The sequence below is a fragment of the Stutzerimonas sp. FeSN7 genome (assembly GCF_030263795.1).
In the GTDB taxonomy this organism is placed as follows: Bacteria; Pseudomonadota; Gammaproteobacteria; order Pseudomonadales; family Pseudomonadaceae; genus Stutzerimonas; species Stutzerimonas stutzeri.
The window spans coordinates 478,036-501,310 of the sequence record NZ_JARPMN010000001.1 but is presented as its reverse complement, the minus strand read 5'-3'; the positions used below and the strand labels follow the sequence as shown (position 1 = coordinate 501,310).

25 protein-coding genes are annotated in these 23,275 nt (G+C 66.0%); 19 read left to right on the top strand and 6 right to left on the bottom strand.

The annotated features are described in order from the left end of the window. The first annotated feature begins 39 nt into the window (after positions 1-39). Positions 40-1,221: an MFS transporter gene (locus tag P5703_RS02240; RefSeq protein ID WP_011914616.1), complete on the top strand. Its 1,182-nt coding sequence runs from the start codon at positions 40-42 to the stop codon at positions 1,219-1,221. 22 nt (positions 1,222-1,243) lie between these two features. On the opposite strand, the gene P5703_RS02235 is transcribed toward P5703_RS02240, so the two are convergent. Beyond that, complete coding sequence (locus P5703_RS02235; RefSeq protein ID WP_014597724.1) at positions 1,244-1,618, bottom strand: VOC family protein; 375 nt, start codon at positions 1,616-1,618, stop codon at positions 1,244-1,246. A gap of 106 nt (positions 1,619-1,724) precedes the next feature. Continuing rightward, on the bottom strand, positions 1,725-2,435 hold the full coding sequence (gene rutR / locus P5703_RS02230; protein WP_011914618.1) for an HTH-type transcriptional regulator RutR: 711 nt from the start codon (positions 2,433-2,435) through the stop codon (positions 1,725-1,727). A 293-nt stretch (positions 2,436-2,728) separates the two neighbouring features. Between rutR and rutA the strand changes: the two genes are divergently transcribed. The 9 genes from rutA to P5703_RS02185 all read left to right on the top strand — a co-directional run bounded on the left by rutA (position 2,729) and on the right by P5703_RS02185 (position 9,466). Further along, the gene (rutA, locus tag P5703_RS02225) at positions 2,729-3,817 is read left to right on the top strand and encodes a pyrimidine utilization protein A (RefSeq protein WP_014597725.1); all 1,089 of its coding nucleotides are present in this window, start codon (positions 2,729-2,731) and stop codon (positions 3,815-3,817) included. Further along, the gene (rutB, locus tag P5703_RS02220; protein WP_111481519.1) at positions 3,817-4,563 is read left to right on the top strand and encodes a pyrimidine utilization protein B; all 747 of its coding nucleotides are present in this window, start codon (positions 3,817-3,819) and stop codon (positions 4,561-4,563) included. Before rutA ends, rutB begins: the two co-directional genes overlap by 1 nt. 79 nt (positions 4,564-4,642) lie before the next feature. Beyond that, the gene (gene rutC, locus P5703_RS02215) at positions 4,643-5,029 is read left to right on the top strand and encodes a pyrimidine utilization protein C (protein WP_014597727.1); all 387 of its coding nucleotides are present in this window, start codon (positions 4,643-4,645) and stop codon (positions 5,027-5,029) included. Between the two features lie 63 nt (positions 5,030-5,092). After that, a complete protein-coding gene (gene rutD, locus P5703_RS02210; RefSeq protein ID WP_014597728.1) occupies positions 5,093-5,890 on the top strand; it encodes a pyrimidine utilization protein D in 798 nt (265 codons plus the stop codon). Between the two features lie 10 nt (positions 5,891-5,900). Continuing rightward, positions 5,901-6,491 carry a malonic semialdehyde reductase gene (locus tag P5703_RS02205; RefSeq protein WP_014597729.1) on the top strand — a complete coding sequence of 197 codons (591 nt, stop codon included), beginning with the start codon at positions 5,901-5,903 and terminating at the stop codon, positions 6,489-6,491. Between the two features lie 13 nt (positions 6,492-6,504). Further along, on the top strand, positions 6,505-7,032 hold the full coding sequence (gene rutF / locus P5703_RS02200) for an NADH-dependent FMN reductase RutF (protein ID WP_019405326.1): 528 nt from the start codon (positions 6,505-6,507) through the stop codon (positions 7,030-7,032). 173 nt (positions 7,033-7,205) lie between these two features. Continuing rightward, on the top strand, positions 7,206-7,610 hold the full coding sequence (dksA, locus tag P5703_RS02195; protein WP_014597731.1) for an RNA polymerase-binding protein DksA: 405 nt from the start codon (positions 7,206-7,208) through the stop codon (positions 7,608-7,610). A 9-nt stretch (positions 7,611-7,619) separates the two neighbouring features. Continuing rightward, complete coding sequence (gene zigA / locus P5703_RS02190; RefSeq protein ID WP_111481520.1) at positions 7,620-8,822, top strand: zinc metallochaperone GTPase ZigA; 1,203 nt, start codon at positions 7,620-7,622, stop codon at positions 8,820-8,822. Further along, positions 8,822-9,466, top strand: a complete 645-nt coding sequence (locus P5703_RS02185) for a DUF1826 domain-containing protein (RefSeq protein ID WP_111481521.1) — start codon at positions 8,822-8,824, stop codon at positions 9,464-9,466. The genes zigA and P5703_RS02185 overlap by 1 nt, the downstream gene beginning before the upstream one ends. 45 nt (positions 9,467-9,511) lie before the next feature. Here the strand turns inward: P5703_RS02185 and P5703_RS02180 are convergent, their stop codons facing one another. Further along, positions 9,512-9,841, bottom strand: a complete 330-nt coding sequence (locus P5703_RS02180) for a four-helix bundle copper-binding protein (RefSeq protein ID WP_014597733.1) — start codon at positions 9,839-9,841, stop codon at positions 9,512-9,514. A 209-nt stretch (positions 9,842-10,050) separates the two neighbouring features. Between P5703_RS02180 and P5703_RS02175 the strand changes: the two genes are divergently transcribed. The 3 genes from P5703_RS02175 (at position 10,051) to P5703_RS02165 (ending at position 12,301) form a co-directional block, all read left to right on the top strand. Continuing rightward, positions 10,051-10,638, top strand: coding sequence for an IMPACT family protein (locus tag P5703_RS02175; RefSeq protein WP_111481608.1), 588 nt, complete (start codon positions 10,051-10,053; stop codon positions 10,636-10,638). A gap of 448 nt (positions 10,639-11,086) precedes the next feature. After that, positions 11,087-12,037 (top strand): adenosine deaminase, encoded by a 951-nt coding sequence (locus tag P5703_RS02170; RefSeq protein WP_014597735.1) that lies wholly within the window; start codon positions 11,087-11,089, stop codon positions 12,035-12,037. A gap of 99 nt (positions 12,038-12,136) precedes the next feature. Next, positions 12,137-12,301, top strand: coding sequence for a hypothetical protein (locus P5703_RS02165; protein WP_168355681.1), 165 nt, complete (start codon positions 12,137-12,139; stop codon positions 12,299-12,301). A 4-nt stretch (positions 12,302-12,305) separates the two neighbouring features. On the opposite strand, the gene P5703_RS02160 is transcribed toward P5703_RS02165, so the two are convergent. Next, a complete protein-coding gene (locus P5703_RS02160; protein ID WP_111481522.1) occupies positions 12,306-13,478 on the bottom strand; it encodes a Bcr/CflA family multidrug efflux MFS transporter in 1,173 nt (390 codons plus the stop codon). Between the two features lie 201 nt (positions 13,479-13,679). Between P5703_RS02160 and P5703_RS02155 the strand changes: the two genes are divergently transcribed. Further along, positions 13,680-14,327, top strand: a complete 648-nt coding sequence (locus P5703_RS02155) for a TetR family transcriptional regulator (protein WP_017244489.1) — start codon at positions 13,680-13,682, stop codon at positions 14,325-14,327. Between the two features lie 12 nt (positions 14,328-14,339). On the opposite strand, the gene P5703_RS02150 is transcribed toward P5703_RS02155, so the two are convergent. Further along, complete coding sequence (locus P5703_RS02150) at positions 14,340-14,531, bottom strand: heavy-metal-associated domain-containing protein (protein ID WP_017244490.1); 192 nt, start codon at positions 14,529-14,531, stop codon at positions 14,340-14,342. Between the two features lie 148 nt (positions 14,532-14,679). Between P5703_RS02150 and P5703_RS02145 the strand changes: the two genes are divergently transcribed. The 4 genes from P5703_RS02145 (at position 14,680) to P5703_RS02130 (ending at position 21,427) form a co-directional block, all read left to right on the top strand. Further along, positions 14,680-17,058, top strand: a complete 2,379-nt coding sequence (locus P5703_RS02145) for a heavy metal translocating P-type ATPase (RefSeq protein WP_111481523.1) — start codon at positions 14,680-14,682, stop codon at positions 17,056-17,058. A 13-nt stretch (positions 17,059-17,071) separates the two neighbouring features. Further along, positions 17,072-17,497 carry a Cu(I)-responsive transcriptional regulator gene (gene cueR, locus P5703_RS02140; RefSeq protein ID WP_285585426.1) on the top strand — a complete coding sequence of 142 codons (426 nt, stop codon included), beginning with the start codon at positions 17,072-17,074 and terminating at the stop codon, positions 17,495-17,497. Positions 17,498-17,750: 253 nt separating this feature from the next. Further along, positions 17,751-19,331: a malate dehydrogenase (quinone) gene (mqo, locus tag P5703_RS02135; RefSeq protein ID WP_017244493.1), complete on the top strand. Its 1,581-nt coding sequence runs from the start codon at positions 17,751-17,753 to the stop codon at positions 19,329-19,331. Between the two features lie 173 nt (positions 19,332-19,504). Then, positions 19,505-21,427 carry a HAMP domain-containing methyl-accepting chemotaxis protein gene (locus P5703_RS02130; RefSeq protein WP_279641551.1) on the top strand — a complete coding sequence of 641 codons (1,923 nt, stop codon included), beginning with the start codon at positions 19,505-19,507 and terminating at the stop codon, positions 21,425-21,427. A gap of 52 nt (positions 21,428-21,479) precedes the next feature. Here the strand turns inward: P5703_RS02130 and bfr are convergent, their stop codons facing one another. Continuing rightward, positions 21,480-21,947: a bacterioferritin gene (bfr, locus tag P5703_RS02125; protein WP_017244495.1), complete on the bottom strand. Its 468-nt coding sequence runs from the start codon at positions 21,945-21,947 to the stop codon at positions 21,480-21,482. Between the two features lie 244 nt (positions 21,948-22,191). On the opposite strand from bfr, the gene P5703_RS02120 reads away from it, so the two are divergent. Then, the gene (locus tag P5703_RS02120; protein WP_026006500.1) at positions 22,192-23,271 is read left to right on the top strand and encodes an efflux RND transporter periplasmic adaptor subunit; all 1,080 of its coding nucleotides are present in this window, start codon (positions 22,192-22,194) and stop codon (positions 23,269-23,271) included. Positions 23,272-23,275 lie beyond the last annotated feature (4 nt).

Genomic DNA, 23,275 nt, shown 5'->3' with positions numbered 1-23,275 from the left:
GCAGCACTGTGCCCGCTCGCCCCCCTAAAGGAGCCGCTCATGCATCTTTTGCTCAGCAATCCCCAGGTCCTGCGCCTGTTCATCGCCCAGGCGCTGTTCTGGTCCTGTTCGATGACCGGGATCATCTTCACCGCCATCGTCGGCCTGCGCCTGGCGCCAGCGGCCGGTCTCGCCACCCTGCCGCTGGCCCTGCTGATGCTCGGCGGCCTGCTCGCCCTGCAACCACTGGCGGGCCTGATGCAACGCCGCGGTCGCCGCGCCGGCTTTCTCATCGGTGCGTTGGCCGGCGTACTGGGCGGGCTGATCAGCGCGCTGTCGCTCTGGCTCGACAGCTTCACCCTGCTCTGTGTCGGCGCTCTGCCCATTGGCGCCTATCAGGCCTCGGCGATGTATTACCGCTTCGCCGCGCTGGAAGCGGTGAGCGATGCCTTCAAGGGTCGCGCCACGGCCTGCGTGATCGGCGGTGGTGTGCTGGCGGCGCTGATCGCGCCCACCCTCGGCCATATGGCGCGCGATCTCGCTGACGTGCCCTTCGCCGGCACCTATCTGTTGATCGCCAGTCTGGCGGCACTGGGGTTCATGGTCTTGGCCGGGCTGCCGGCGACCTCGGGAAAGCCGGCGACCCCGGCCGATACGGCAGCGGTCAGCTGGCAGGCGCTGCTAGCACGGCCGACCATTCGCGCCGCGGTGCTGACCACCGCTGCTGGACACGGCCTGATGATCCTGGTGATGAACGCCACGCCCCTGGCGATGCATGGCGAAGGTCTGGATCTGCACGACAGCGGCCAGGTCATCCAGTGGCACATGCTCGGCATGTTCCTCCCGGCGTTCGTCGCCGGGCCGCTGGTGGATCGCTTCGGCTGCCGGCTGGTCGCCTGCCTTGGCGGAGGACTGCTGATCGTCAGCGCGGTGGTCGCCCTGCTCGGCGTCAGCCACTGGCACTTCCTGCTCAGCAGCTGCCTGCTCGGCATCGGCTGGAACCTCATGCTCGTCGCCGGCACCACTCAGCTGGGCCAGGGCCACGCCGCGAGCGAACGCGCGCGGGCACAGGGCCTGATGGAGCTGAGCAACGGCAGCGTCGCCGCAGCCATGTCGTTCGCCTCCGGCGCGCTGATCGCCCAGGCGGGCTGGGCGGCGGTGAACATCGGGCTGCTGCCCATCGTGACGCTGGTGGTACTGCTGCAGGTTGCGCAGGGCTATCGGCAAAGGCAGGCGGCGTAACGCTGCGCCGCCGGAGGCGCGTTCAGGACAGTTTCTGCTCGGAAATCAGGTGGATGATATTCGCCGGGCTCGATATCCAGAACGCGCGGAAGCCGTCAGGCAGGGGTTCGATTTCATCGCGACGGGCGCAATGGCGCTGTTGCAGAAGGGCCGATGCAGCGTCCAGATCGTCTGTCACCACCTCCAGCCAGATCTCTGCCTGGCTGATGCCCGCCACGCAATCGAGCCAGAGCACCTTGTCGCCGAATTCGAAGCGCGGCGTCTGCTCGCCATCCGCGTCGGTCGGTGTCAGCTCCCTCAGCCCCAGGGTTTCACGGTAGAAGGCGACGGTGCTCGTGTACTCGTGGGTGGGCACCTTCATTGCCATGTTTCGGCCGGGCAGAAATCTCGGATTCATCGGGTCGCTCCACTGGCGCGCCGACCAACCCGGCCGGCGCCGCTAGCAAGCCAGTACAGACGCCATCGGCCGTGCACGCAAGGCGCCAGGTAGGCGCTGCGGCTGCTCAGCGCGGCCTGACGCCGTCCAGGATCAGCGCCTGCAGACTCCTGAGCGTCTCCTCGAAGAACGCCGGATCATCCAGCGTCCTGCCCGCCACCGCCTCGACCTGCACGCGAAAATCGGCGTAGTGCTGGGTGGTCGCCCACAGCGAGAAGATCAGGTGATGCGGCGCGACGGGCGCGAGCTTGCCGGCGTCGATCCATGCCTGGATCACTGCGACCTTGTTTTCCACCAGGTCGTGCAGCGGCTGCTGCAGCTCACCCAGCAGCTGCGGTGCGCCCTGCATGATCTCCATGCAGAACAGCCGCGATTCGGCGGGATGGTCACGGGAGAGTTCGAGCTTGACCCGCAGGTAGTCGCGGATCGCCTCGACCGGGTCCTGTTCGACGGAGAACGCCTGCAGCGGCTGCAACCAGACCTCCAGCAGCTGACGCAGGACGTTCACGTACAGCTCTTCCTTGCTGCCGAAGTAGTACAGCAGGTTGGTCTTGGAAACGTCGGCCTGCGTGGCCACCTGATCGAGGCTGGTGCCGTGCAGACCGAAGCGGGAGAACAGCTCCAGCGCGGCCTGGAGGATGCTCGTGCGCTTGCCTTCGATCATGCGCAGGCGCCGGTTCTGCGCGCTGACGCTCGGCTCGCGGACGGCGCCTTTCGGACGGGGAGTCTTGCTGGCGGTGAGACGCTTGCGTGGTGGTACGGAGGGCTGATCGGTCACGGGATTACCGGCTGGGCTCAAACGAGCCGCTACTGTAGCGCGGCGACGGCGGCCGGGACGAGCGGCAATGCGTGCTCATCACCCGTACGGGCGCCTGCACCGGGTTCGTGCGTCGCGCACAAACCAGGTGCTCCGATTCGGACCAAATGGTCCACAACGCATCGGAAAAAATCGCCATCTTGTTGATTAAACAGCCGAATCCGTTTCTGGCCTACATCCTGCTAAAGCCCCTGCGACCCTGCCCGTCACGTTCGGGCAGCGCTTTCTAGCCATTGCGTACAGAGGTGCTACCCATGGATGTTGGTGTTTTCATTCCGATCGGCAACAACGGCTGGCTCATCTCCGAGAATGCGCCGCAGTACATGCCGAGCTTCGAGCTGAACAAGGCCATCGTGCAGAAGGCCGAGGGCTACGGCTTCGACTTCGCGCTGTCGATGATCAAGCTGCGCGGCTTCGGCGGCAAAACCGAGTTCTGGGAACACAACCTGGAGTCCTTCACGCTGATGGCGGGCCTGGCTGCCGTCACGAGCAAGATCCAGCTGTTCGCCACCGCCGCCACCCTGACCCTGCCGCCGGCCATCGTCGCGCGCATGGCTTCGACCATCGACTCGATCTCCGGCGGCCGCTTCGGCGTGAACCTCGTCACCGGCTGGCAAAAGCCGGAGTACAGCCAGATGGGCCTGTGGCCGGGGGATGAATTCTTCGGCACCCGTTATCAGTATCTCGGCGAGTACGCCCAGGTGCTGCGCGACCTCTGGGCCACCGGCCGCAGCGATTTCAAGGGCGAGCACTTTCAGATGGAGGACTGCCGCGTCAGCCCGAAACCCCAGGCGGACATGAAGATCATCTGCGCCGGCTCGTCCGATGCCGGCATGGCCTTCTCGGCGCAGTACGCCGATTACAACTTCTGCTTCGGCAAGGGCGTGAACACCCCGACCGCCTTCGCCCCGGCCGCCGAACGGCTGCAGGCGGCCTGCGCCAAGACCGGCCGTCATGTCACCTCCTGCGTGCTGTTCATGGTGATCGCCGACGAGACCGACGAAGCGGCCCGGGCCAAGTGGGAGCACTACAAGGCCGGCGCCGACCAGGAGGCCATCGCCTGGCTGGGCGAACAGGGCGCGGCAGACAAGACCTCCGGTAGCGACACCAACATTCGCCAGATGGCTGACCCGACCTCGGCGGTGAACATCAACATGGGCACGCTGGTGGGCTCCTACGCCAATGTCGCCCGGATGCTCGATGAGATCGCCACGGTGCCCGGCATGCAGGGCGTGATGCTGACCTTCGACGACTTCATCGAAGGCATCGAAGCCTTCGGCCAGAAGATCCAGCCGCTGATGCAGAGCCGCCGGCACGTCAGTGCTCTGAAGGAGTCCGCCTGATGAGCGCCATCGAACAGGTCTCCGGCTACGGCCTGAGCGCAACGGACGAGCCCGTGCAGCTGCCGGCGCGGCCCGAGCCGTTGGCGATGAAAGCCAGTGAAACCGCGCTGATCGTCGTGGACATGCAGAACGCCTACGCCAGCCGCGGCGGCTACCTGGATCTGGCCGGCTTCGATGTGTCGGCGACCCAGCCGGTGATCGCGAAAATCGGCCAGGCACTATGCGCGGCTCGCGCCACCGGCATGCAGGTGATCTTTCTGCAGAACGGCTGGGACAACGGGTACGTCGAGGCGGGCGGGCCGGGCTCGCCGAACTGGCACAAGTCCAATGCGCTGAAGACCATGCGCAAGCGCCCGGAACTGGCCGGCACCCTGCTCGCCAAGGGTGGCTGGGATTACGCGCTGGTGGACGAACTGGCGCCGCAGCCCGGCGACATCCTGGTACCCAAGCCGCGCTACAGCGGTTTCTTCAATTCGCAGCTGGACAGCACCCTGCGCGCCCGGGGCATCCGCAACCTGGTGTTCACCGGCATCGCCACCAATGTGTGCGTGGAGTCGACCCTGCGCGACGGCTTTCACCTGGAGTACTTCGGTGTGGTACTGGCCGATGCCACGCACCAGGCCGGGCCGGAATTCGCCCAGCAGGCGGCGCTGTACAACATCGAGACGTTCTTCGGCTGGGTCTCCAGCGTCGACGCCTTCTGCCGGAGCTTCGCGACCGCGCCAGAGGTGGCGGTCGCCAGCTGATTACACCCGAGTGCCCGACCGCGGCGCCCGCAGAGGCGTCCGCCGGGTTCGCCTGAATGCCTTGCAAGGAATCAACCACATGCCCAAGCAATCGATCATCCCCGCCGGAACCGGCAAACCGCTCGCCCCCTACGTGCCCGGGTCCATGGCCGATGGCGTGCTTTACGTCGCCGGCACCCTGCCCTTCGACAAGGACAACAACGTGGTCCACGTCGGCGATGCCGCCGCCCAGACCCGCCATGTACTGGAGACCATCAGGGGCGTCGTCGAGGCTGCCGGCGGCAGCATGGACGACGTCACCTTCAACATGATCATGCTCACCGACTGGGCCAACTACGCCAAGGTCAACGAGGTGTACGCCGAGTTCTTCCCCGGCGAGAAGCCGGCGCGCTACTGCATCCAGTGCGGACTGGTGAAACCCGATGCGCTGATCGAGATCGCCAGCATCGCCCACATCGGCCAATAGCGCCGGCCGGAGCGGGCCCGCCGGCGCGCCGGCGGCCCGCTGATACTGCACGGAGGGAGTGACATGCATTACGAACTTCATGGCCGCATGGAGCCCGATGCACCGACCCTGGTGCTCAGTTCCGGCCTCGGCGGCGCCGCTGCCTTCTGGACGCCGCAACTGCCGGCGCTGACCCAGGACTATCGGGTGCTGGTCTACGACCAGTTGGGGACCAACAGGAGCCCGGCGAACCTGCCGGCGGGCTATTCCATCGAATCCATGGCAGTGGAATTGCTGGAGCTGCTGGATACCCTGGGCATCCGCCGCTGTCATTTCATCGGCCATGCACTCGGCGGGCTGATCGGCTTGCAGATCGCCCTGCTGCGGCCGCAGCTCTTGCAGAGCCTGGTGCCGATCAACGCCTGGAGCAGCCCCAACCCGCACAGTGCACGCTGTTTCGCGGTGCGCCTGAAACTGCTGCACGACAGCGGCCCGGCAGCCTATGTACAGGCCCAGTCGCTGTTCCTCTACCCGGCCGACTGGATCGCAGCCAACAGCGAGCGACTGGCACGCGACGATGCCCACGCACTGGCGCATTTCCCGCCGACGATGAATCTGGTGCGGCGCATCGAGGCGCTGCTTGCCTTCGATATCGAGGCCGAGCTGCCGCGCATCACCACCCCGACCCTGCTGATCGCCAACCGCGACGACATGCTGGTGCCCTGGCAACGTTCGCAGCACTTGGCCGACGTCATGCCCAATGCCCAGCTGGCGCTGCTGAACTACGGCGGCCACGCGTCCAGCGTCAGCGACAGCGAACCCTTCAACCAGATCCTGCTGGACCATCTTGCCGAGCAGTGCGGCCAGGTTGCAGCAGCCTGAGGACCCGAACATGCACGCCCCCATCGACTCGAATGCCCTCGCCACGCTGTTCAGCGAGGCCCGCACCCACAGCGCCTGGCTGGACAAGCCGGTGCCCGACGCCCTGCTCGAGCAGCTCTACGAGCACGTCCGTCTCGGCCCGACCGCGGTCAACAGCTGCCCGGCGCGCTTCGTCTTCGTGCGCAGCGCCGAGGGCAAGCAAAAGCTGGCGCCCTGCCTGTCCAAGGGCAACCTGGACAAGACCCTGGCCGCGCCGGTGACGGTGATCGTCGCCTATGACGAGGACTTCCCGGAGACCCTGCCGGAGCTGTTTCCCCACGCCGATGCGCGCAGCTGGTACGCCGGCCGCCCGGCACTGATCACCGAGAACGCGCTGCGCAACAGCTCGCTGCAGGCCGGTTACCTGATCCTCGCTGCCCGCGCCCTGGGGCTCGATTGCGGACCGATGTCCGGCTTCGACGGCAAGACGCTGGACGAGGCCTTCTTCGCTGGCACGAGCTGGAAATCCAACCTGCTGATCAACCTCGGCTACGGCGACGCCAGCAAGCTGCGCGACCGCCTGCCGCGCCTGCCCTTCGACCGGGCCTGCGTCCTCGCCTGATGGAGAACCGACCATGCAACTGGCTCAATGCGAAACCGCAGGGGCACCCGGCGCCCCGCTGATCCGCCAGGACTACCGCGATGCCATGGCGCGCCTGGCCGCGGCGGTCAACATCATCACCACCGATGGCCCCAGCGGCCGTGCCGGCTTCACCGCCACCGCGGTGTGCAGCGTCACCGACGAACCGCCGACGCTGCTGGTGTGCCTGAATCGCAGCGCCTCGGCGCATCCCATCGTCACCGCCAATGGGCAGCTCTGCGTAAACACCCTGGCCGGTGCGCAGCGGGACCTGTCCAACCTGTTCGGCGGCAAGACGCCCATGGCCGAGCGCTTCGCCGCAGCGCAATGGAGCACCGGCGTGACCGGTTCGCCGCTGCTCGACGGCGCCACGGTGTCGTTCGACTGCCGCATCAGCCACAGCGCCAGTGTCGGCACCCACGACATCCTCTACTGCGAGGTGCTCGCCGTGTACCGCCGCGACAGCAGCGATGCGCTGGTGTACTTCGGCCGCAACTACCACGGGCTGCCCGGCGCCGGCTGAACGCTCGGCTCCCATCACCACCCGAGCCCGCCGCGCGATCCGCGCCGCGGGCTTTTTCTTGCCTGCGGAATAACGCACCTACCGCTGCGCCACGCGACACGCAAACAGCGCTTGCATCACGAACACAATTGTTATGTTATAACTATTACATTATTTCCGACATGTGCCTCCCGATGACCGAAGCCGAACTACTCGCCCAACCCGCCGAGGCGTACATGAACGCCGAACAACAGGCCTTCTTCCGCGACTTGCTACTGCAACAGCGCCAAGAATTGCAGAGCCGCATCGCCGAGGAATTCGACGCCTTGCGCGAAGTTGAACCCAGCAGCGATCCAGCCGACATCGGCAGCGCCGAAGAACAGCGCCAGTGGCAGCTGCGTGTGCTTGAACGTGAGAAGAAGCTGCTGGACAAGATCGACGATGCACTCGACAGCATCGCCCGCGGCGAATACGGCTGGTGCGCCGAGACTGGCGAACCCATCGGTCTGCAGCGCCTGTTGCTACGCCCCACCACGACGCTGTCCATCGAGGCGAAACAACGCCAGGAACAGCGCGAAAAACACCAACGATCCGCCTGAGAGACCGCCATGAACCGCCTCCCTGTAACCGTCCTGTCCGGCTTCCTCGGTGCCGGCAAGAGCACCCTGCTCAACCACATCCTGAAGAATCGCGAAGGCCGCCGCGTCGCGGTGATCGTCAACGACATGAGCGAGATCAACATCGACGGCAACGAGGTGCAGCGCGGCGTCAGCCTCAATCGTGCCGAAGAAAAGCTGGTGGAGATGAGCAACGGCTGCATCTGCTGCACCCTGCGCGAAGACCTGCTTGAGGAAGTCGGCAAGCTCGCCCGCGAAGGCCGTTTCGACTACCTGTTGATCGAGTCCACCGGCATTTCCGAACCGCTGCCGGTGGCCGAAACCTTCACTTTCCGCGACGAGCAGGGCCAGAGCCTGGCCGATCTGGCTCGCCTGGATACCATGGTCACGGTGGTCGACGGGGTTAATTTCCTGCGTGACTTCCAAGAGGCAGAAAGCCTCGCCAACCGCGGCGAAACCCTTGGCGAGGACGACGAGCGCTCGGTCACCGAGCTTCTGATCGAACAGGTGGAGTTTGCCGACGTCATCCTGATCAGCAAGATCGACCTGATTTCCGCCGTCGAGCGCGAAGAGCTGACCGCCATCCTCGGTCGGCTCAACACCCATGCCGAGATTCTGCCGATGAGCATGGGCCAGGTGCCGCTCGACCGAATCCTCGACACCGGCCGTTTCGACTTCGAACGCGCCGCCCAAGCGCCGGGCTGGCTCAAGGAAATGCGCGGTGAGCATGTGCCGGAAACCGAGGAGTACGGCATCGCCTCCACCGCCTACCTGGCGCGCCGGCCGTTCCATCCACAGCGTTTCTACAACTTCCTCAACCGCGAGTGTAGCAACGGCCGCCTGCTGCGCTCCAAGGGTTTCTTCTGGCTCGCTACCCGCCCCGAGGAAGCCGGCAGCTGGTCGCAGGCCGGTGGGCTGATGCGCTACGACTACGCCGGGCGCTGGTGGCACTTCACGCCGGAGTCGGCCTGGCCGAGCGACCGCGAAAGCCGCACGGCGATCCTCGGCAAATCCCGCGGCGAGTTCGGCGATTGCCGCCAGGAACTGGTCTTCATCGGGCAGAACATCGACTTCGACCAGCTGCGCCGCGAGCTGGACGCCTGCCTGCTGAACGACAGCGAGTGGGCCTTGGGCATCGACGGCTGGCTGCGCCTGCCGGACCCGTTCGGCCCCTGGCACGAGCAGGTCGCCTGATGCTGGCACTTGCGGCGACTCGCCCGCAGCCGCGGCAGCTGTTCGGCGATACCCCGGCGGTGCTCGCCGAAGCCCTGCAAGATGGGGTCAACCTCGCGGTGTGGCAGCGCCGACTACCCCTGCACATCACCGGCTTCGCCGAGACGCTGCTGGCGCTGGGCGAACCGCTGGCTGAGTCCCTAACGCTGGAACCGGGCGCCGTAGGTGAATTGCAGCTGCCGACCCTGGCCGCGAGCCATCGGGACCTCGCCGGACATGCCGGCTTCGTCGCGGATGTCGCCTGGCTGGCCCGCGCCTTCGCCTGCCTGGTCGACGCGCGACGCATCGGCCTGCGCCTGCGGCTGCTGAACAAGGCCATGTGCCCGCGCTTCCACGTCGATCATGTGCCGCTGCGGCTGATTACCACCTATGCCGGCGCGGGCAGCGAATGGCTGCGTGAGGGGGTCATGGCCCGTCGGCGTCTCGGCGAGCCATCAGCCGAGCCCACCGATGCGGCCGCTGTCGAGCGGCTGCAGGTCGGCGAGGTCGCACTGTTCAAGGGAGAGAAATGGCAGGGCAACGAGGGCGCAGGGATCATTCATCGCTCGCCCCTTGCCGCACCGGATGCGCCTCACCTGATCCTGACGCTGGACTGGCTGGCCTGAAGCAAAAAGGGCCGCAACTGCGGCCCTTCGGATCGACGAGACTGATCACGCGGCCATCTTTTCGCACTCCTCCGCACACTTGCGACAGGCTTCGGCGCAGGCCTGGCAATGGTCGTGCTGGTGCTTGCCGCATTCCTCGGCACAGTCGCGGCAGACCTGCGCACAGAGCTTGCAGAAGGCTTTGGCATAGGCGCTGTCGCGGGTCATCAGCACCGCCGCGATGGCGCACATGTCGGCGCAGTCACGATCGAGTTCGATGCAGCGCGCCATCATCTTCACGTCGTCCTCGCGCAGGCAGGAGGCCGCGCAGGTCTCGCAGACCAGGGCGCAATTGGAACAGGCCTGGATGCATGACTGGTAACTGGAATTGAGCATGGGATGTCCTCCATTTGGTGTGCCAGCGGAATGCGGTACGGCGGGGCCCTCTCCGGGCCACGCGAACCGCCCCTTACTAGGTAGGAGTTGGACGGTCCGGCGAAGTTCAATCCGTTCGCCGGATGGCCTCTTGCAGCATGGCGCAGCGCAGCCACGGCAGCGCCGCTACAATGGCTGCCCCGCAAACCTTCACCGACGCCGTAACTGCCATGCCCTTTACCCTGTCCGCGCCCTGCGAGTTGCTGGAAGTCATCAGCAAAAGCCGCTTCCTGGTCAAGGCCGCACCGGTGCAAAGCCCGGAAGAGGCGCAGGCGTTCGTCCAGGCGGTCAGCGATCCCACGGCGACCCACAGCTGCTGGGCGTGGAAGATCGGTAACCAGTACCGCTTCAGCGATGACGGCGAGCCCGGCGGCACGGCGGGCCGGCCGATGCTCACCGCCATCGAAGGGCAGGATTTCGACCGGGTCGCGGTGGTGGTGATCCGCTGGTTCGGTGGCATCAAGCTAGGCACCGGCGGCCTCGCCCGTGCCTACGGCGGCACCACCGCCAAATGTCTGCAGGCCGGCGAGCGCAGCGAGCTGGTCTCGCGCTCGCGCTGCCGCTGTCATTGCCGCTTCGCCGAACTGGCGCTGCTCAAGGCGCGCCTGGGCGATTTCGAAGCGCTGCTGGAAGCCGAGCACTTCGACGCCGAAGGCGCGACGCTGGAGATAGCCCTTCCCGCCGACCAGCTGCAGCCACTCGACAGATTGCTCGCTGATATCACCCGCGGGCGAAGCCGGCTGCAGGCCTTGGACTAGACGCGCCTTTGCCCACAATAACTGTGGAAGCAATTGTGGATAACAATTGTATGGTGCGCTGCGAAGCGCCTGCCGCGGGGCTTGCAGAAATCTGTACACTTTTTGACCAGAACGTATTCCGCGCCCGGTAAGGCCGCGTTAAACGCTTGAATTTCGGTGTTTTTTGACTGGCCGGTCGAGCGATGACGTTATGCCATCAATTGCGTTCTGCCAGCTGCCAGTTATGCCCGATTGACGTGGAGAACCTTGTGGATAACGTTGGGAACAACCTTGCCAGCCCGCGCCATTCTTGGCCCGCAGACCACTGGTCAAATTTTCGCCAAATGCAACTGGAGCTTCATCGCGTTGTCATCGGTGCCTGATAGCCGCTTCAAACGGCCGATGGCCATATCGGTCATGCAGCCCCGTCGCTAGAATGCCCTCATACCCGCAAGACGAGAATTTCGCGATGCAAGACTGGCTCAACAACCTGCCCAAGGCCGAACTCCACCTGCACCTGGAGGGCTCGCTGGAGCCGGAACTGATGTTCCGTCTGGCCGAGCGCAACAAGATCGCCCTGCCCTGGAATGACGTCGAAGCACTGCGCAGCGCCTACAACTTCGGCAACCTGCAGGAGTTCCTCGATCTCTACTACGCTGGCGCTGACGTGCTGCGTACCGAGCAGGACTTCTATGACCTGACCTGGGCCTACCTGCAGAAGTGCGAAGAGCAGAACGTGGTGCACACCGAGCCCTTCTTCGACCCGCAAACCCACACCGACCGCGGCGTACCGTTCGAGGCCGCGCTCAACGGCATCAGCGCCGCGCTGGCCGATGGCCGTGAGCTGCTGGGCATCAGCAGCGGGCTGATCCTCAGTTTCCTGCGCCACCTGCCGGAAGAGGAAGCCTTCAAGACCCTGGAACAGGCATTGCCCTATCGCAACGCCTTCTTCGCCGTCGGCCTGGACAGCTCCGAGGTCGGCCATCCGCCGAGCAAGTTCCAGCGCGTGTTCGACAAGGCGCGTGGCGAAGGCTTGCTGACCGTTGCCCATGCCGGCGAGGAAGGTCCGCCCGAGTACATCTGGCAGGCACTCGACCTGCTCAAGGTCAGCCGGATCGACCACGGCGTACGTGCCGCGGAAGATCCGAAGCTGATCGCCCGGCTGATCGAGGAGCAGATCCCGCTCACGGTCTGCCCGCTGTCCAACACCAAGCTCAAGGTGTTCGCCGACATGCGTCAGCACAACATCCTCGACCTGCTGGAGCAGGGTGTGAAGGTCACGGTGAACTCCGACGACCCGGCCTACTTCGGCGGCTACGTGACGGAGAATTTCGTCGCGCTGCACGAGAGCCTGGGGATGACCGAAGCGCAGGCTCGCCGCCTGGCGCAGAACAGCCTGGACGCGCGCCTGGCCTACTGAGCCATTCGTCGGCGCAAGGCCGACCTGCGACACCATGGCTCGCCACGCGAGCCATGGCTGCGCCTAGACTGAGCGGCGCCAACTTGCGAGGAGATCGCCATGAACATTCTCGTCCGCCGCCTGACGCCCTATCCCGACACCGCCTGGCAGGTCTGCCTGGACCGCCAGCGCGTCACCTTCCGCAGCGAGGCCGAGGCACGCGCCTTCGTCGAAACCCTGCAGCGACGCCTGCAGGCGCCGCATCGCCTGCCACTGAGCGCCTGATAATTCACTCCGTGCTGGCGCGCGCCGTGCCATAGGCGACGAGCGTCGCCAGCAGCCCGCACAGGCTCATGATGGCCGCCAGCGGCACCGCTGTGCCGTTGTGCAAAGCGCCTATCGCCGAAGCGGCAATCGCCGCGATGGCAAACTGCAGGCTGCCGAGCAGAGCCGAAGCACTGCCGGCATTTGCACGCTGGTCGGCCATGGCGCAGGCCGTGGCGTTCGGCAACAGACAGCCCAGGCAGGACACGCAGCAGAACAGCGGGATCAGCAACGGCCAGAGCGATTCGGGCTGCGCGGCGGCGACCGCCAGCAGCGCCAGCGCACTGGCGAAGAAGAACCACACCCAGCGCCGCACCCAGAATTCCGGCCCGCGCCAGCGCACCAGCCGCACGTTCACCTGCGCCATCAGGATGAAGCCCGCCGCATTGATGCCGAACAGCCAGCCGAAATGCTCGGGCTTGACGCCATACAGCTCGATGAAGACGAACGGCGAACCGGTGATGTAGGCGAACATCCCGGCCATGCACAGCGCGCCGGTGAGCACGTGGCCCATGAAGAAACGATCGCGGAACAACCGCAAGTACTGACCCAGGGCCCCGGCCATCGGCTGGCGCGGCAAGCCCGGCGGGTAGGTTTCCGGCAGCCAGAGCGCCACCGCCACCAGGCACAGCGCGCTGAACAACGTCAGCAGGATGAAGATCGACGGCCAACCGAACGTCGCCAGCAACGCACCGCCGGCCACCGGCGCGAGGATCGGCGCCAGGCCCATGACCAGCATCAGCTGTGAGAACACCTTGGCGCTGGTCATCGGATCGCAGAGGTCGCGCACCACGGCCCGCGCCACCACCATGCCGGCGCAGCCACCCAGCGCCTGCACGAAGCGCACGCCGATCAGCCAGTCCATCGACGGTGCGAAGGCGCTGGCCAGTGATGCCAGGGTAAACAGGGTCACGCCCACCAGCAGCGGCCCCCGCCGCCCGTAGCGATCGGCCAGCGGACCGTAGACCAGCTGACCGATGGCCAGACCGATGAAATATGCCGCCAACGACAGCTGGACGTGATCGACACTGGTACCAAAGGCCTGCGCGATCAGCGGAAATGCAGGCAGGTACATGTCGATGGCCAGGGGACCGAACGCGCTGAGCGCGCCCAGGATGAGCAGAATCCGCAAAGACATCAGAGGCTCGCAAAGCAGGAAAAGGGACGTGCCGAGGCCAATGCTTGGACCGCGGCCTCGGTGGGGCAATTGCACCGGCGTGCAAGATGCTGTTACATACACCGCCGATTGTAAACATGCATCGCGACGAGATGCCTCGTTACACTGGTCGCCTCCACCGCTGCTGGATGCCTGAAGCAGCCGCTACCGCCGAACCTGCCCATGCGCCGAACCAAAGAAGAAGCCGAGAAGACCCGCATCGCCATCCTCGCCTCCGCCGAGCGGCTGTTTCTGGACAAGGGAGTAGCCCACACCAGTCTCGATCAGATCGCGCGCGACGCTGGCGTGACGCGCGGCGCCGTGTACTGGCACTTCCAGAACAAGGCGCACCTGTTCCACGAGATGCTCAATCAGATCCGCCTGCCGCCTGAGCAGATGACCGAGCGGCTGTGCAGCTGCAATCAGCAGCAGCCGCTGCAGGCCCTGATCTCCCTGCGCAACCTGACGGTCGAGGCCATCAGCACGCTGGCCAGCAACGAGCAGAAGCGTCGGATCTTCACCATCCTGCTGCACAAGTGCGAATTCACCGACGAGCTGCGCGAGGCCGAAGAGCGACATCACGCCTTCATCAACCAGTTCATCGATCTGTGCGAGAACCTGCTGCGCAACGCCTCGGCCTGCCTGCGGCCCGGCGTCTCGCCGCGCCTGGCAGCATTGTCGCTGCATGCCCTGGTGGTCGGGCTGTTCACCGACTGGACCCGCGACACCGGGCTGTTCGCGCCGCTGGTCGACACCAAGGCGCTGATCGACCCGCTGTTCCGCGGCCTGGTCCGCGACTGGCCGGACGACCCCGACCAGCTCGGTGCCTGAGTGCCGGCATGATCACGCCACCTGATAGCCCTCCTCGCTGATCGCCTGGCGAATCGCCTGCTCGCTGGCGCTGCTCTGCACCTCGACCGTCCCGCTCGCCAGATCCACCTTCACCTGGGCCTGCGCGTCCAGCGCCTTGACGGCCTGGGTGACCGCGCGCTCGCAGTGGCTGCAGGTCATTCCGCTCACGTTGAATACAGGCATCGTCGTTCTCCTCGATCGTTGGATGGATCGATTCTCGAGCTTGCCACCCTGGCAAGGTCAAGGCCCTGGCTGTCGCAGATCATGGTGTTGACCTTGCCATAGGGTTAAGGTCGATCCTGAGCGCATCGCCATCCGAGGAGACACAGCCATGTCCAGCGCCACCCATACGCTGCCGGTCAGCGGTATGACCTGCGCCAGCTGCGCCGGCCGCGTCGAACGCGCCCTGCTCAAGGTGCCGGGCGTGGCCAGCGCCAGCGTCAACCTGGCCAACGAGCAGGTGCGCGTCGAAAGCAGCGAGGCGGACCTCGCGGCCCTGATCGAAGCCGTGCAGAAGGCCGGCTATGGCGTGCCGGTGCAGAGTCTGGAGCTGGCCATCGACGGCATGACCTGCGCCAGCTGCGTTGGCCGCGTCGAGCGTGCCCTGCTCAAGGTGCCCGGGGTGCGCAGCGCGGCGGTGAATCTGGCCAGCGAGCGCGCCCACGTCGAAGTACTCGGCACGCCGGACCCGGCCGCGCTGATCCAGGCCGTCGGGGCAGCCGGTTATCACGCCACGGCGAGCAGCGAGCGCCGCCCGGCGGCCGATGCCGAACGACGCCTGCAGCGCGAACGCTGGGCGGTGATCGCCGGCCTGCTGCTGGCCGCACCGCTGGTGCTGCCGATGTTCGGCGAGCTGTTCGGGCAGCACTGGATGCTGCCGGCATGGATCCAGTTCCTGCTCGCCACGCCGGTGCAGTTCGTCCTCGGTGCGCGCTTCTACGTCGCCGGCTGGAAGGCGGTGCGCGCCGGTGCCGGCAACATGGACCTGCTGGTCGCCATCGGCACCAGCGCCGGTTACGGCCTGAGCCTCTATCAATGGTGGGCGACGCCGGCCGGGCAGATGCCGCACCTGTATTTCGAGGCCTCGGCGGTGGTCATCGCCCTGGTGCTGCTGGGCAAATACCTGGAAAGCCGCGCCAAGCGCCAGACCAGCGCGGCGATCCGGGCACTGGAAGCCTTGCGTCCGGACCGCGCGACACGGGTGATCGACGGCCGCGAGGAAGACGTCGCCATCGCCGCGCTGCGCCTGGACGACCTGGTGCTGGTCAAGCCTGGCGAGCGTTTCCCGGTGGACGGCGAAGTGGTCGAGGGCGAAAGCCAGGCCGACGAAGCGCTGATCAGCGGCGAGAGCCTGCCGGTGAACAAGGCGCCAGGCGACCGCATCACCGGTGGCGCGATCAACGGCGAGGGTCGGCTGCTGGTGCGCACCACCGCGCTCGGTGGCGAGACTGTGCTGGCGCGGATCATCCGCCTGGTGGAAGACGCCCAGGCGGCCAAGGCACCGATCCAGAAGCTGGTGGACAAGGTCAGCCAGGTGTTCGTCCCGGCGGTGCTGGTGATCGCCGTGTTCACCCTGATCGGCTGGTTGCTCACTGGCGCGCCGGCCGAGGTCGCGCTGATCAATGCGGTGGCGGTGCTGGTGATCGCCTGCCCCTGCGCGCTCGGCCTGGCGACACCGGCGGCGATCATGGCCGGCACCGGCGTGGCGGCACGCCACGGCATCCTGATCAAGGACGCCGAGGCCCTGGAAGTCGCCCATGCGGTGAATGCGGTGGCCTTCGACAAGACCGGCACGCTGACCTCCGGCAAGCCGCAGATCATCCACCTGCATGCGCTGGAAGGTGACGAGGCGAGCCTGTTGCGCCTGGCCGGCGCTCTGCAACGTGGCAGTGAACACCCGCTGGCACGTGCCGTGCTGGAGCGCTGCGAAGCCGATGGCGTCGCGGTGCCGGATGTGCAGAAGAGCCAGGCCCTGAGCGGCCGCGGCATCGCCGGGACGCTGGACGGTCGGCAGCTGGCGCTGGGCAATCGGCGCATGCTGGACGAATTCGGCCTGCAACCGGGCGAGCTGCTGGATACCGCCCAGCGTTGGGAAGCCGAAGGCCGCACGCTCTCCTGGCTGGTGGAGAGCGCACCGCAACCGCGCGTGCTCGGCCTGTTCGCCTTCGGCGACAGCCTCAAGGAGGGAGCTGCGGCGGCGATCGCCGCACTCGATGCCCGGCATATCCGCAGCCACTTGATCACCGGCGACAACCGAGGCAGCGCGCGGGTGGTGGCAGAAGCACTGCACATCGACGACGTGCATGCCGAAGTGCTGCCGGCGGACAAGGCCGCCACCGTGGCAGAGCTGAAAAAGGGCGGCGCCGTGGTGGCGATGGTCGGCGACGGCATAAACGATGCGCCGGCTCTGGCTGCGGCGGATGTTGGCATCGCCATGGGCGGTGGTACCGACGTAGCCATGCATGCGGCCGGCATTACCCTGATGCGTGGCGACCCACGCCTGGTACCGGCGGCGCTGGAGATCAGCCGGCGCACCTACCGCAAGATCCAGCAGAACCTGTTCTGGGCCTTTATCTACAACCTGGTGGGCATTCCGCTCGCCGCCTTCGGCTTCCTCAGCCCGGTGGTGGCCGGTGCGGCAATGGCCCTGTCGAGCGTCAGCGTGGTGAGCAACGCCCTGCTGCTGCGCTCCTGGAAACCGGAAGAATGATCGGGAGCACGCCATGAACATCGGTCAGGCAGCCAAGCACAGCGGCCTTACGGCGAAGATGATCCGCTACTACGAATCCATCGGTCTGCTCACGCCCGCCGGGCGTGGCGCCAATGGCTACCGCCACTACAACGAGCGCGACCTGCACCAGCTGGCCTTCATCCGCCGCGCTCGTGATCTGGGCTTCTCCCTCGAGGAGGTCGGCAAGCTGCTGGCGCTGTGGCAGGACCGCCAGCGCGCCAGCGCCGACGTGAAAGCCCTGGCCGGCGCGCATATCGACGAGCTGAACCGCAAGATTGCCGAGCTGGTCGGCCTGCGCGACACGCTGCAGGAGCTGGTCGACCACTGCCAGGGTGATGATCGGCCGGACTGCCCGATCCTCAGGGACCTGGAGTCCGGCGGGTGTTGCCAGACGGCACAGGACAGGCAAGGAACTTGACCGAGGCGTCGAGAGGTCGTTGCCAAATACTTAGCTCCCTAATAAGCTCCGCGCCCCTCGCAACGGCGGGCGCGGCGAACTCCGCCCCGTTCGGTCACCGGATTTAAGTCCGGGGGCCGGTCCCGCCGCCTTGCTTCCGGGCCCACAGGCCTTTCCGAACGCGCCGCTTACCGACCTTGAGGGCCAAGCCCTCGGCGGTCCGCTGAGCGATTGCCGTTCATTCGCATACATCAACAGGCAAACAGAACCACCGATGAAGAAACTGATTCTGGCGTTCATGTGCACAACACTGATCGCCTGCTCCAAGCCCAACGAACCGGAAAAGACCGTCGACGTCCTGCTGATCGGCGGCGGCATCATGAGCGCCACCCTGGCGACCTACCTGCACGAACTGGAGCCGGACTGGACCCTCGAAGTCCATGAGCGCCTGCCCAGCGTCGCCGACGAAAGCTCGAACGCGTGGAACAACGCCGGTACCGGGCACTCGGCCTTCTGCGAGCTCAACTACACGCCGCAGAAAGCGGACGGCAGCATCGACATCAGCAAGGCCGTGAGCATTGCCGAGTCGTTCGAACTCTCCAAGCAGTTCTGGGCCCACCAGGTGGAGCGCGGCGTGCTGCAGGAGCCGCGCCGCTTCATCAATGCCGTCCCGCACATGAGCTTCGTCTGGGGGGAGGCCAACATCGAGTTCCTGCGCAAGCGCCACGCTGCGCTGCAGCAGAGCCCATTGTTCCGTGGGATGGAGTATTCCGAGCAGCCGCAGCAGATCGGCGAATGGGTGCCCCTGATCATGAACGGCCGCGACGCCGATCAACCGGTCGCTGCGACACGGATGCCGCTTGGCACCGACGTCAATTTTGGTGAAATCACCCGTCAACTGTTCGAAGCCCTCGGCAAGAGCGAACAGGTCAAGATGCAACTGCAACACGAAGTCCGCGACATCACGCGTAACGCGGACGGCACCTGGACCGTGGTCTCGGCTGACCTCGCCAACGACGAAGCGCAGACCAGCGTCAAGGCGCGCTTCGTGTTCATCGGTGCCGGCGGCGGCGCCCTGAAACTGCTGCAGATGGCCGACATCCCGGAAGCCAAGGGCTACGCCGGTTTCCCGGTGGGCGGCCAGTTCCTGATGACACGCAACCCTGACGTCGTCGCCCAGCACCAGGCCAAGGTCTACGGCCTGGCCTCGGTCGGCTCGCCGCCCATGTCCGTACCGCACCTGGACACGCGCGTGATCGAGGGTGAGAAGGTCCTGTTGTTCGGACCCTTCGCGACCTTCTCCAGCAAGTTCCTGAAAAACGGCTCGCTGACGGATCTGCCCGGTTCGATGAGCACCGACAATGCGCTGCCCATGCTCCACGCCGGCCTGGATAACCTCGACCTGAGCCAATACCTGATCGGCCAGCTGATGCTGAGCCAGGAGGACCGCATCGCCGAACTGAAGGCGTACTTCCCACAGGCCGAGGCTGACGACTGGGAATTGATCACCGCGGGGCAGCGCGTCCAGATCATCAAGAGCGACCCGGAGAAAGGTGGCGTGCTGCAGTTCGGCACCGAGATCGTCAGCGCGGCGGACGGCTCCATTGCTGCCCTGCTCGGCGCCTCGCCGGGTGCGTCAACAGCCGCACCGATCATGCTCAAGCTGCTGCAGACGACCTTCAAGCAACAGGTCGAAACCCAGGAGTGGCAAGAGAAGCTGAAGGCGATCTTCCCTGCCTATGGCCGCTCGCTGAACGAGGACGCAGCCTTGACCGAAGAGATCCGCGCCATGACCAGCGACCGTTTGCAGCTTTCCGCTCCGGCGACGGCCGTGGCCAATATCGCCCGCGACTGATGCGTAGCAGCCTGGCCTCGCTGCGTTGGCGCAGATGCCCGGCCACCGCTCGTCGCCTTGCTGACGACGTGCAGCATTACACCTAAAGCACTGAGGCGCCTTTGCCGATAGCGGGTGCTTCTGATCGGCGACGGACCGCCGCCCCCTGAATCGTCTCCTCACGTGGTACCTGAATGAACAACTGGTTTGGCAACATTAGCGTCAGCCGAAAGCTGTCACTGGGCTTTGGCGCGGTATTGGTTCTTACGCTGATCCTGGCCTGGAACGGCTGGGGCAGCCTTGGCAGCGTGATCCAGCGCAGTGGCTGGATGACCGAGATCTCCCAACTCAACAACACCCTGACGAACCTGCGCATCGCACGCCTGCAATTCATGCTGGCCAACGGCGATGCCGAATCCACCGAGCGGCTGGACAAGAACCTGGGCATCTACCTGACTCAGCAGACCAAGCTGCTCAACGCCTTCAAGAATCCCATCAACGTCGCGATGCTCAAGGAGCAGGCCGGCTACAACGAGCAGTACCAGCAGTCGTTGAATGTCATGCGACAGGCCTATGTCGCCGCCAACGGCTCACAGCGGACCATGGACGCCGCAGCCGTCAAGCTGGACAGCCTGACCGGTGCGCTCAACGAGCGCGCCCTGCAGCTGCCCGACTACGAGCCGCAGCGCTTCGAGCAATACCGCGTCGTCACGCAGATGCGTGACGACATCAAGCACGCGCGCTACCTGCTGCGCGTCTACCTGGCCGCCACCACCGCGGACAACATCCAGGCCGTCTACGCACAGCTCGACACCGCGGTAGCGGCACTGCAGCAGCATCGCGGCCAGTTCGATCAGACCGGCCGCGACGCCGTTGAGCAGATCCGCACGGTGCTGGGTGACTACCGAAGCGCCATTGAAACCTTCGTCGGCGCGACCCAGGCCATCGCCAAGGCACGCCAGGAGATGACCGACCAGCAGAAAGAAATCGTCCGGTTGAGCGATGCCCTGTATCAATTCCAGCTTGAACGTCTGGACATCGAAAGCGGCGAAGCCCGCACCCGCCTGATCATCAGCACGCTGCTGGCACTGGCGCTCGGCGCCCTGGCCGCCTGGCTGATCACCCGCCAGATCGTCCTGCCGCTGCGTGCCACCCTGGCCGACGTCGAGCGCATCGCCTCCGGCGACCTCAGCCCGACGGCGCAGGTCCATCGCCGCGACGAACTGGGCGCGCTGCAACGCGGCATCCAGCAGATGGGCTCGACCCTGCGCGAGCTGATCGGCGGCATCCGCGATGGCGTCAGCCAGATCAGCGCCGCCGCCGAGGAGCTGTCAGCGGTCACCCAGCAGACCAGCGCCGGGGTGAACAGCCAGAAGGAAGAGACCGACCAGGTTGCCACCGCCATGCACGAGATGTCGGCCACCGTCCAGGAGGTCGCGCGCAATGCCGAGCAGGCCGCCCTGGCCGCCACCGAAGCGGATAGTGAAGCCCGTGAAGGCGACCGCGTGGTGCTGGAGGTGGTCAACCAGATCGAACGCATGGCCGATGCCGTGGTGCGCTCCACCGAGGCGATGAGCGCGCTGCAGAGTGAAAGCGACAAGATCGGCAGCGTGATGACAGTGATCCGCGCCGTGGCCGAGCAGACCAACCTGCTGGCGCTCAACGCCGCCATCGAAGCCGCCCGCGCTGGCGAGGCCGGCCGCGGATTCGCCGTGGTCGCCGATGAGGTGCGCGGGCTGGCGCAGCGCACGCAGAAGTCCACCGAGGAAATCGAAGGGCTGGTCGCCGCGCTACAGAACGGCACCCAGCAGGTCGCCGCGATCATGCATACCAGCCGCGACCTGACCGACAGCGGCGTCGAGCTGGCGCGCCGGGCCGGTGCATCACTGGGCAGCATCACCCGTACCGTGTCGAACATCCAGGCGATGAACCAGCAGATCGCCGCAGCCGCCGAGGAGCAGAGCGCGGTGGCCGAGGAGATCAGCCGCAGTGTGGTGAACGTGCGTGACGTGTCGGAACAGACCGCCGCTGCCAGCGAGGAAACCGCAGCGTCGAGCACCGAGCTGGCCCGTCTGGGTGGCCAGTTGCAGTCGATGGTGAGCCGCTTCCGGCTCTGACGGAACGTCGAAGCGCCCCGCGAGGCAGGCCCTGCCTCGCGGGGTGGAAGGCTCAGCTGGCCTGGGATTGCAGGTAGTTCTGCAGACCGATGCGGTCGATCAGGCCGAGCTGCTGCTCGAGCCAGTAGGCGTGGTCTTCCTCGGTGTCGTGCAGCTGCAGCGCCAGCATGTCACGGGTCGGGTAGTCGCCGTGCTGTTCGGCCAGCTCGATGCCCTGGGCCAGCGCGGCGCGCACCTTGTACTCCAGCGCCAGGTCGTTGCGCAGCATGTCCGGCACGCTGTGGCCCGGGTTGATCGGTTCCGGCGTCATGTCCGGGGTGCCTTCGAGAAAGAGGATGCGCTTGAGCAGGGCATCGGCATGCTGCGTCTCCTCCTCCATCTCATGGTTGATGCGCTCGTAGAGCTTGCTGAAGCCCCAGTCGGCGTACATCCGCGAATGCAGGAAATACTGATCGCGCGCCGCCAGTTCGCCGCGCAACAGCTCCTTCAGATAGTCGATTACCGGTGCCTGGCCTTGCATTGCGTATTCCCCAGAGTGATGCGCCTTCAACAGCGGGCAAGCTTCCCCGCTGAGTTCACGACGGTCAAGCGCAGCAAAGACGCAGCCGCTCATGCGTCAAGTGTGGCAGAGCATTGGCGAAAATCGACCACCCGGTCACCCCGTTGGCAACAATTTGCCGCCGAACTTCTGCGCCGACGCAGGGCTCTACTGTCAGTCCCAACGGGCGTCAGCGCGCCCGCAACGCGAGCAGCCAGGAGCCCCGATGACGTCAACACGAGCATTTCCAGTGACCCTGGCCTGGTTGACGATCATCGCCTGCGCGCTGCCACTGCTTGGCGGCTGTTCCTCGGAAGCCGAGCCGGCACCCCAGCCGCCACGGGTGGCGCTGGTCGAGCCGCTGCAGGCGGCCGAGCCGAAAGCCGAGGCACTGCGCTTCTCCGGCGTGGTGCAGAGCGTGACGTCCACACAGCTGTCGTTCGAGGTGGCCGGGCGTATCGAGCGCATCCTCGTCGATGAAGGTACCCGCGTGATCCGAGGACAGCCGCTGGCGCAGCTGGATCGTACCGACTACCGCCTGCAGCTGCGCGAGGCCGAGGCGCGCCTGCGTCAACTGGAGGCGGATCTGGCGCGCAAGCGCACCCTGCTCGCCGAAGGCATCCTCGCTCCCGCCGCCATCGAAGCGCTGCAAGCCAACACGGTGGCGGCACGGGTGGCACGCGACAGCGCCCAGCGCGATCTCGATCAAAGCACGCTGAATGCACCGTTCGACGGCGTGGTGGCGCGCCGTCTGGCCGAACCGGACATGGTGGTCGCGGTGGGCACGCCGGTCTTCGAGATGCAGGACAACGGCCATATCGAAGTCAGCGTCGACCTGCCGGAAACCGCCGCCTTGAGCATTCCGCTCGGCCCCGGTCTGCAGGCCGAAGGCGAGCTGGTGATCGCCGATGTGCGCCTGCCGCTGCGCTACAAGGAGCACAGCACGCAACCGCGTGAAGGCGCGCGGACCTATCGCCTGGTGCTGCAGGGCGAGCCGCCGGAGGAGTACAACCTGCTGCCGGGCATGGCCATGCGCGTGCGCATCGAACGCCCGCCGCAGCCGCAGAGAACCCACGACGCCTTCCGCCTGCCGTTGTCGGCGCTGCAGACCGGCAGCGACGGCCAGCATTTCATCTGGCAGGCGGACGATGGCCGCGCGCGGCGGCTGGCCGTGGACCTGCAGCAGGTTGAAGGCGATCAGGCACTGATCCGTGGCGAGGGCCTGCAGGCGCAGATGCCGATCATCGTCGCTGGCGGCAGCAAGCTGCACGAGGACCAGCCGATCGAAGCGCAGGAGCGGAACTGAGCCG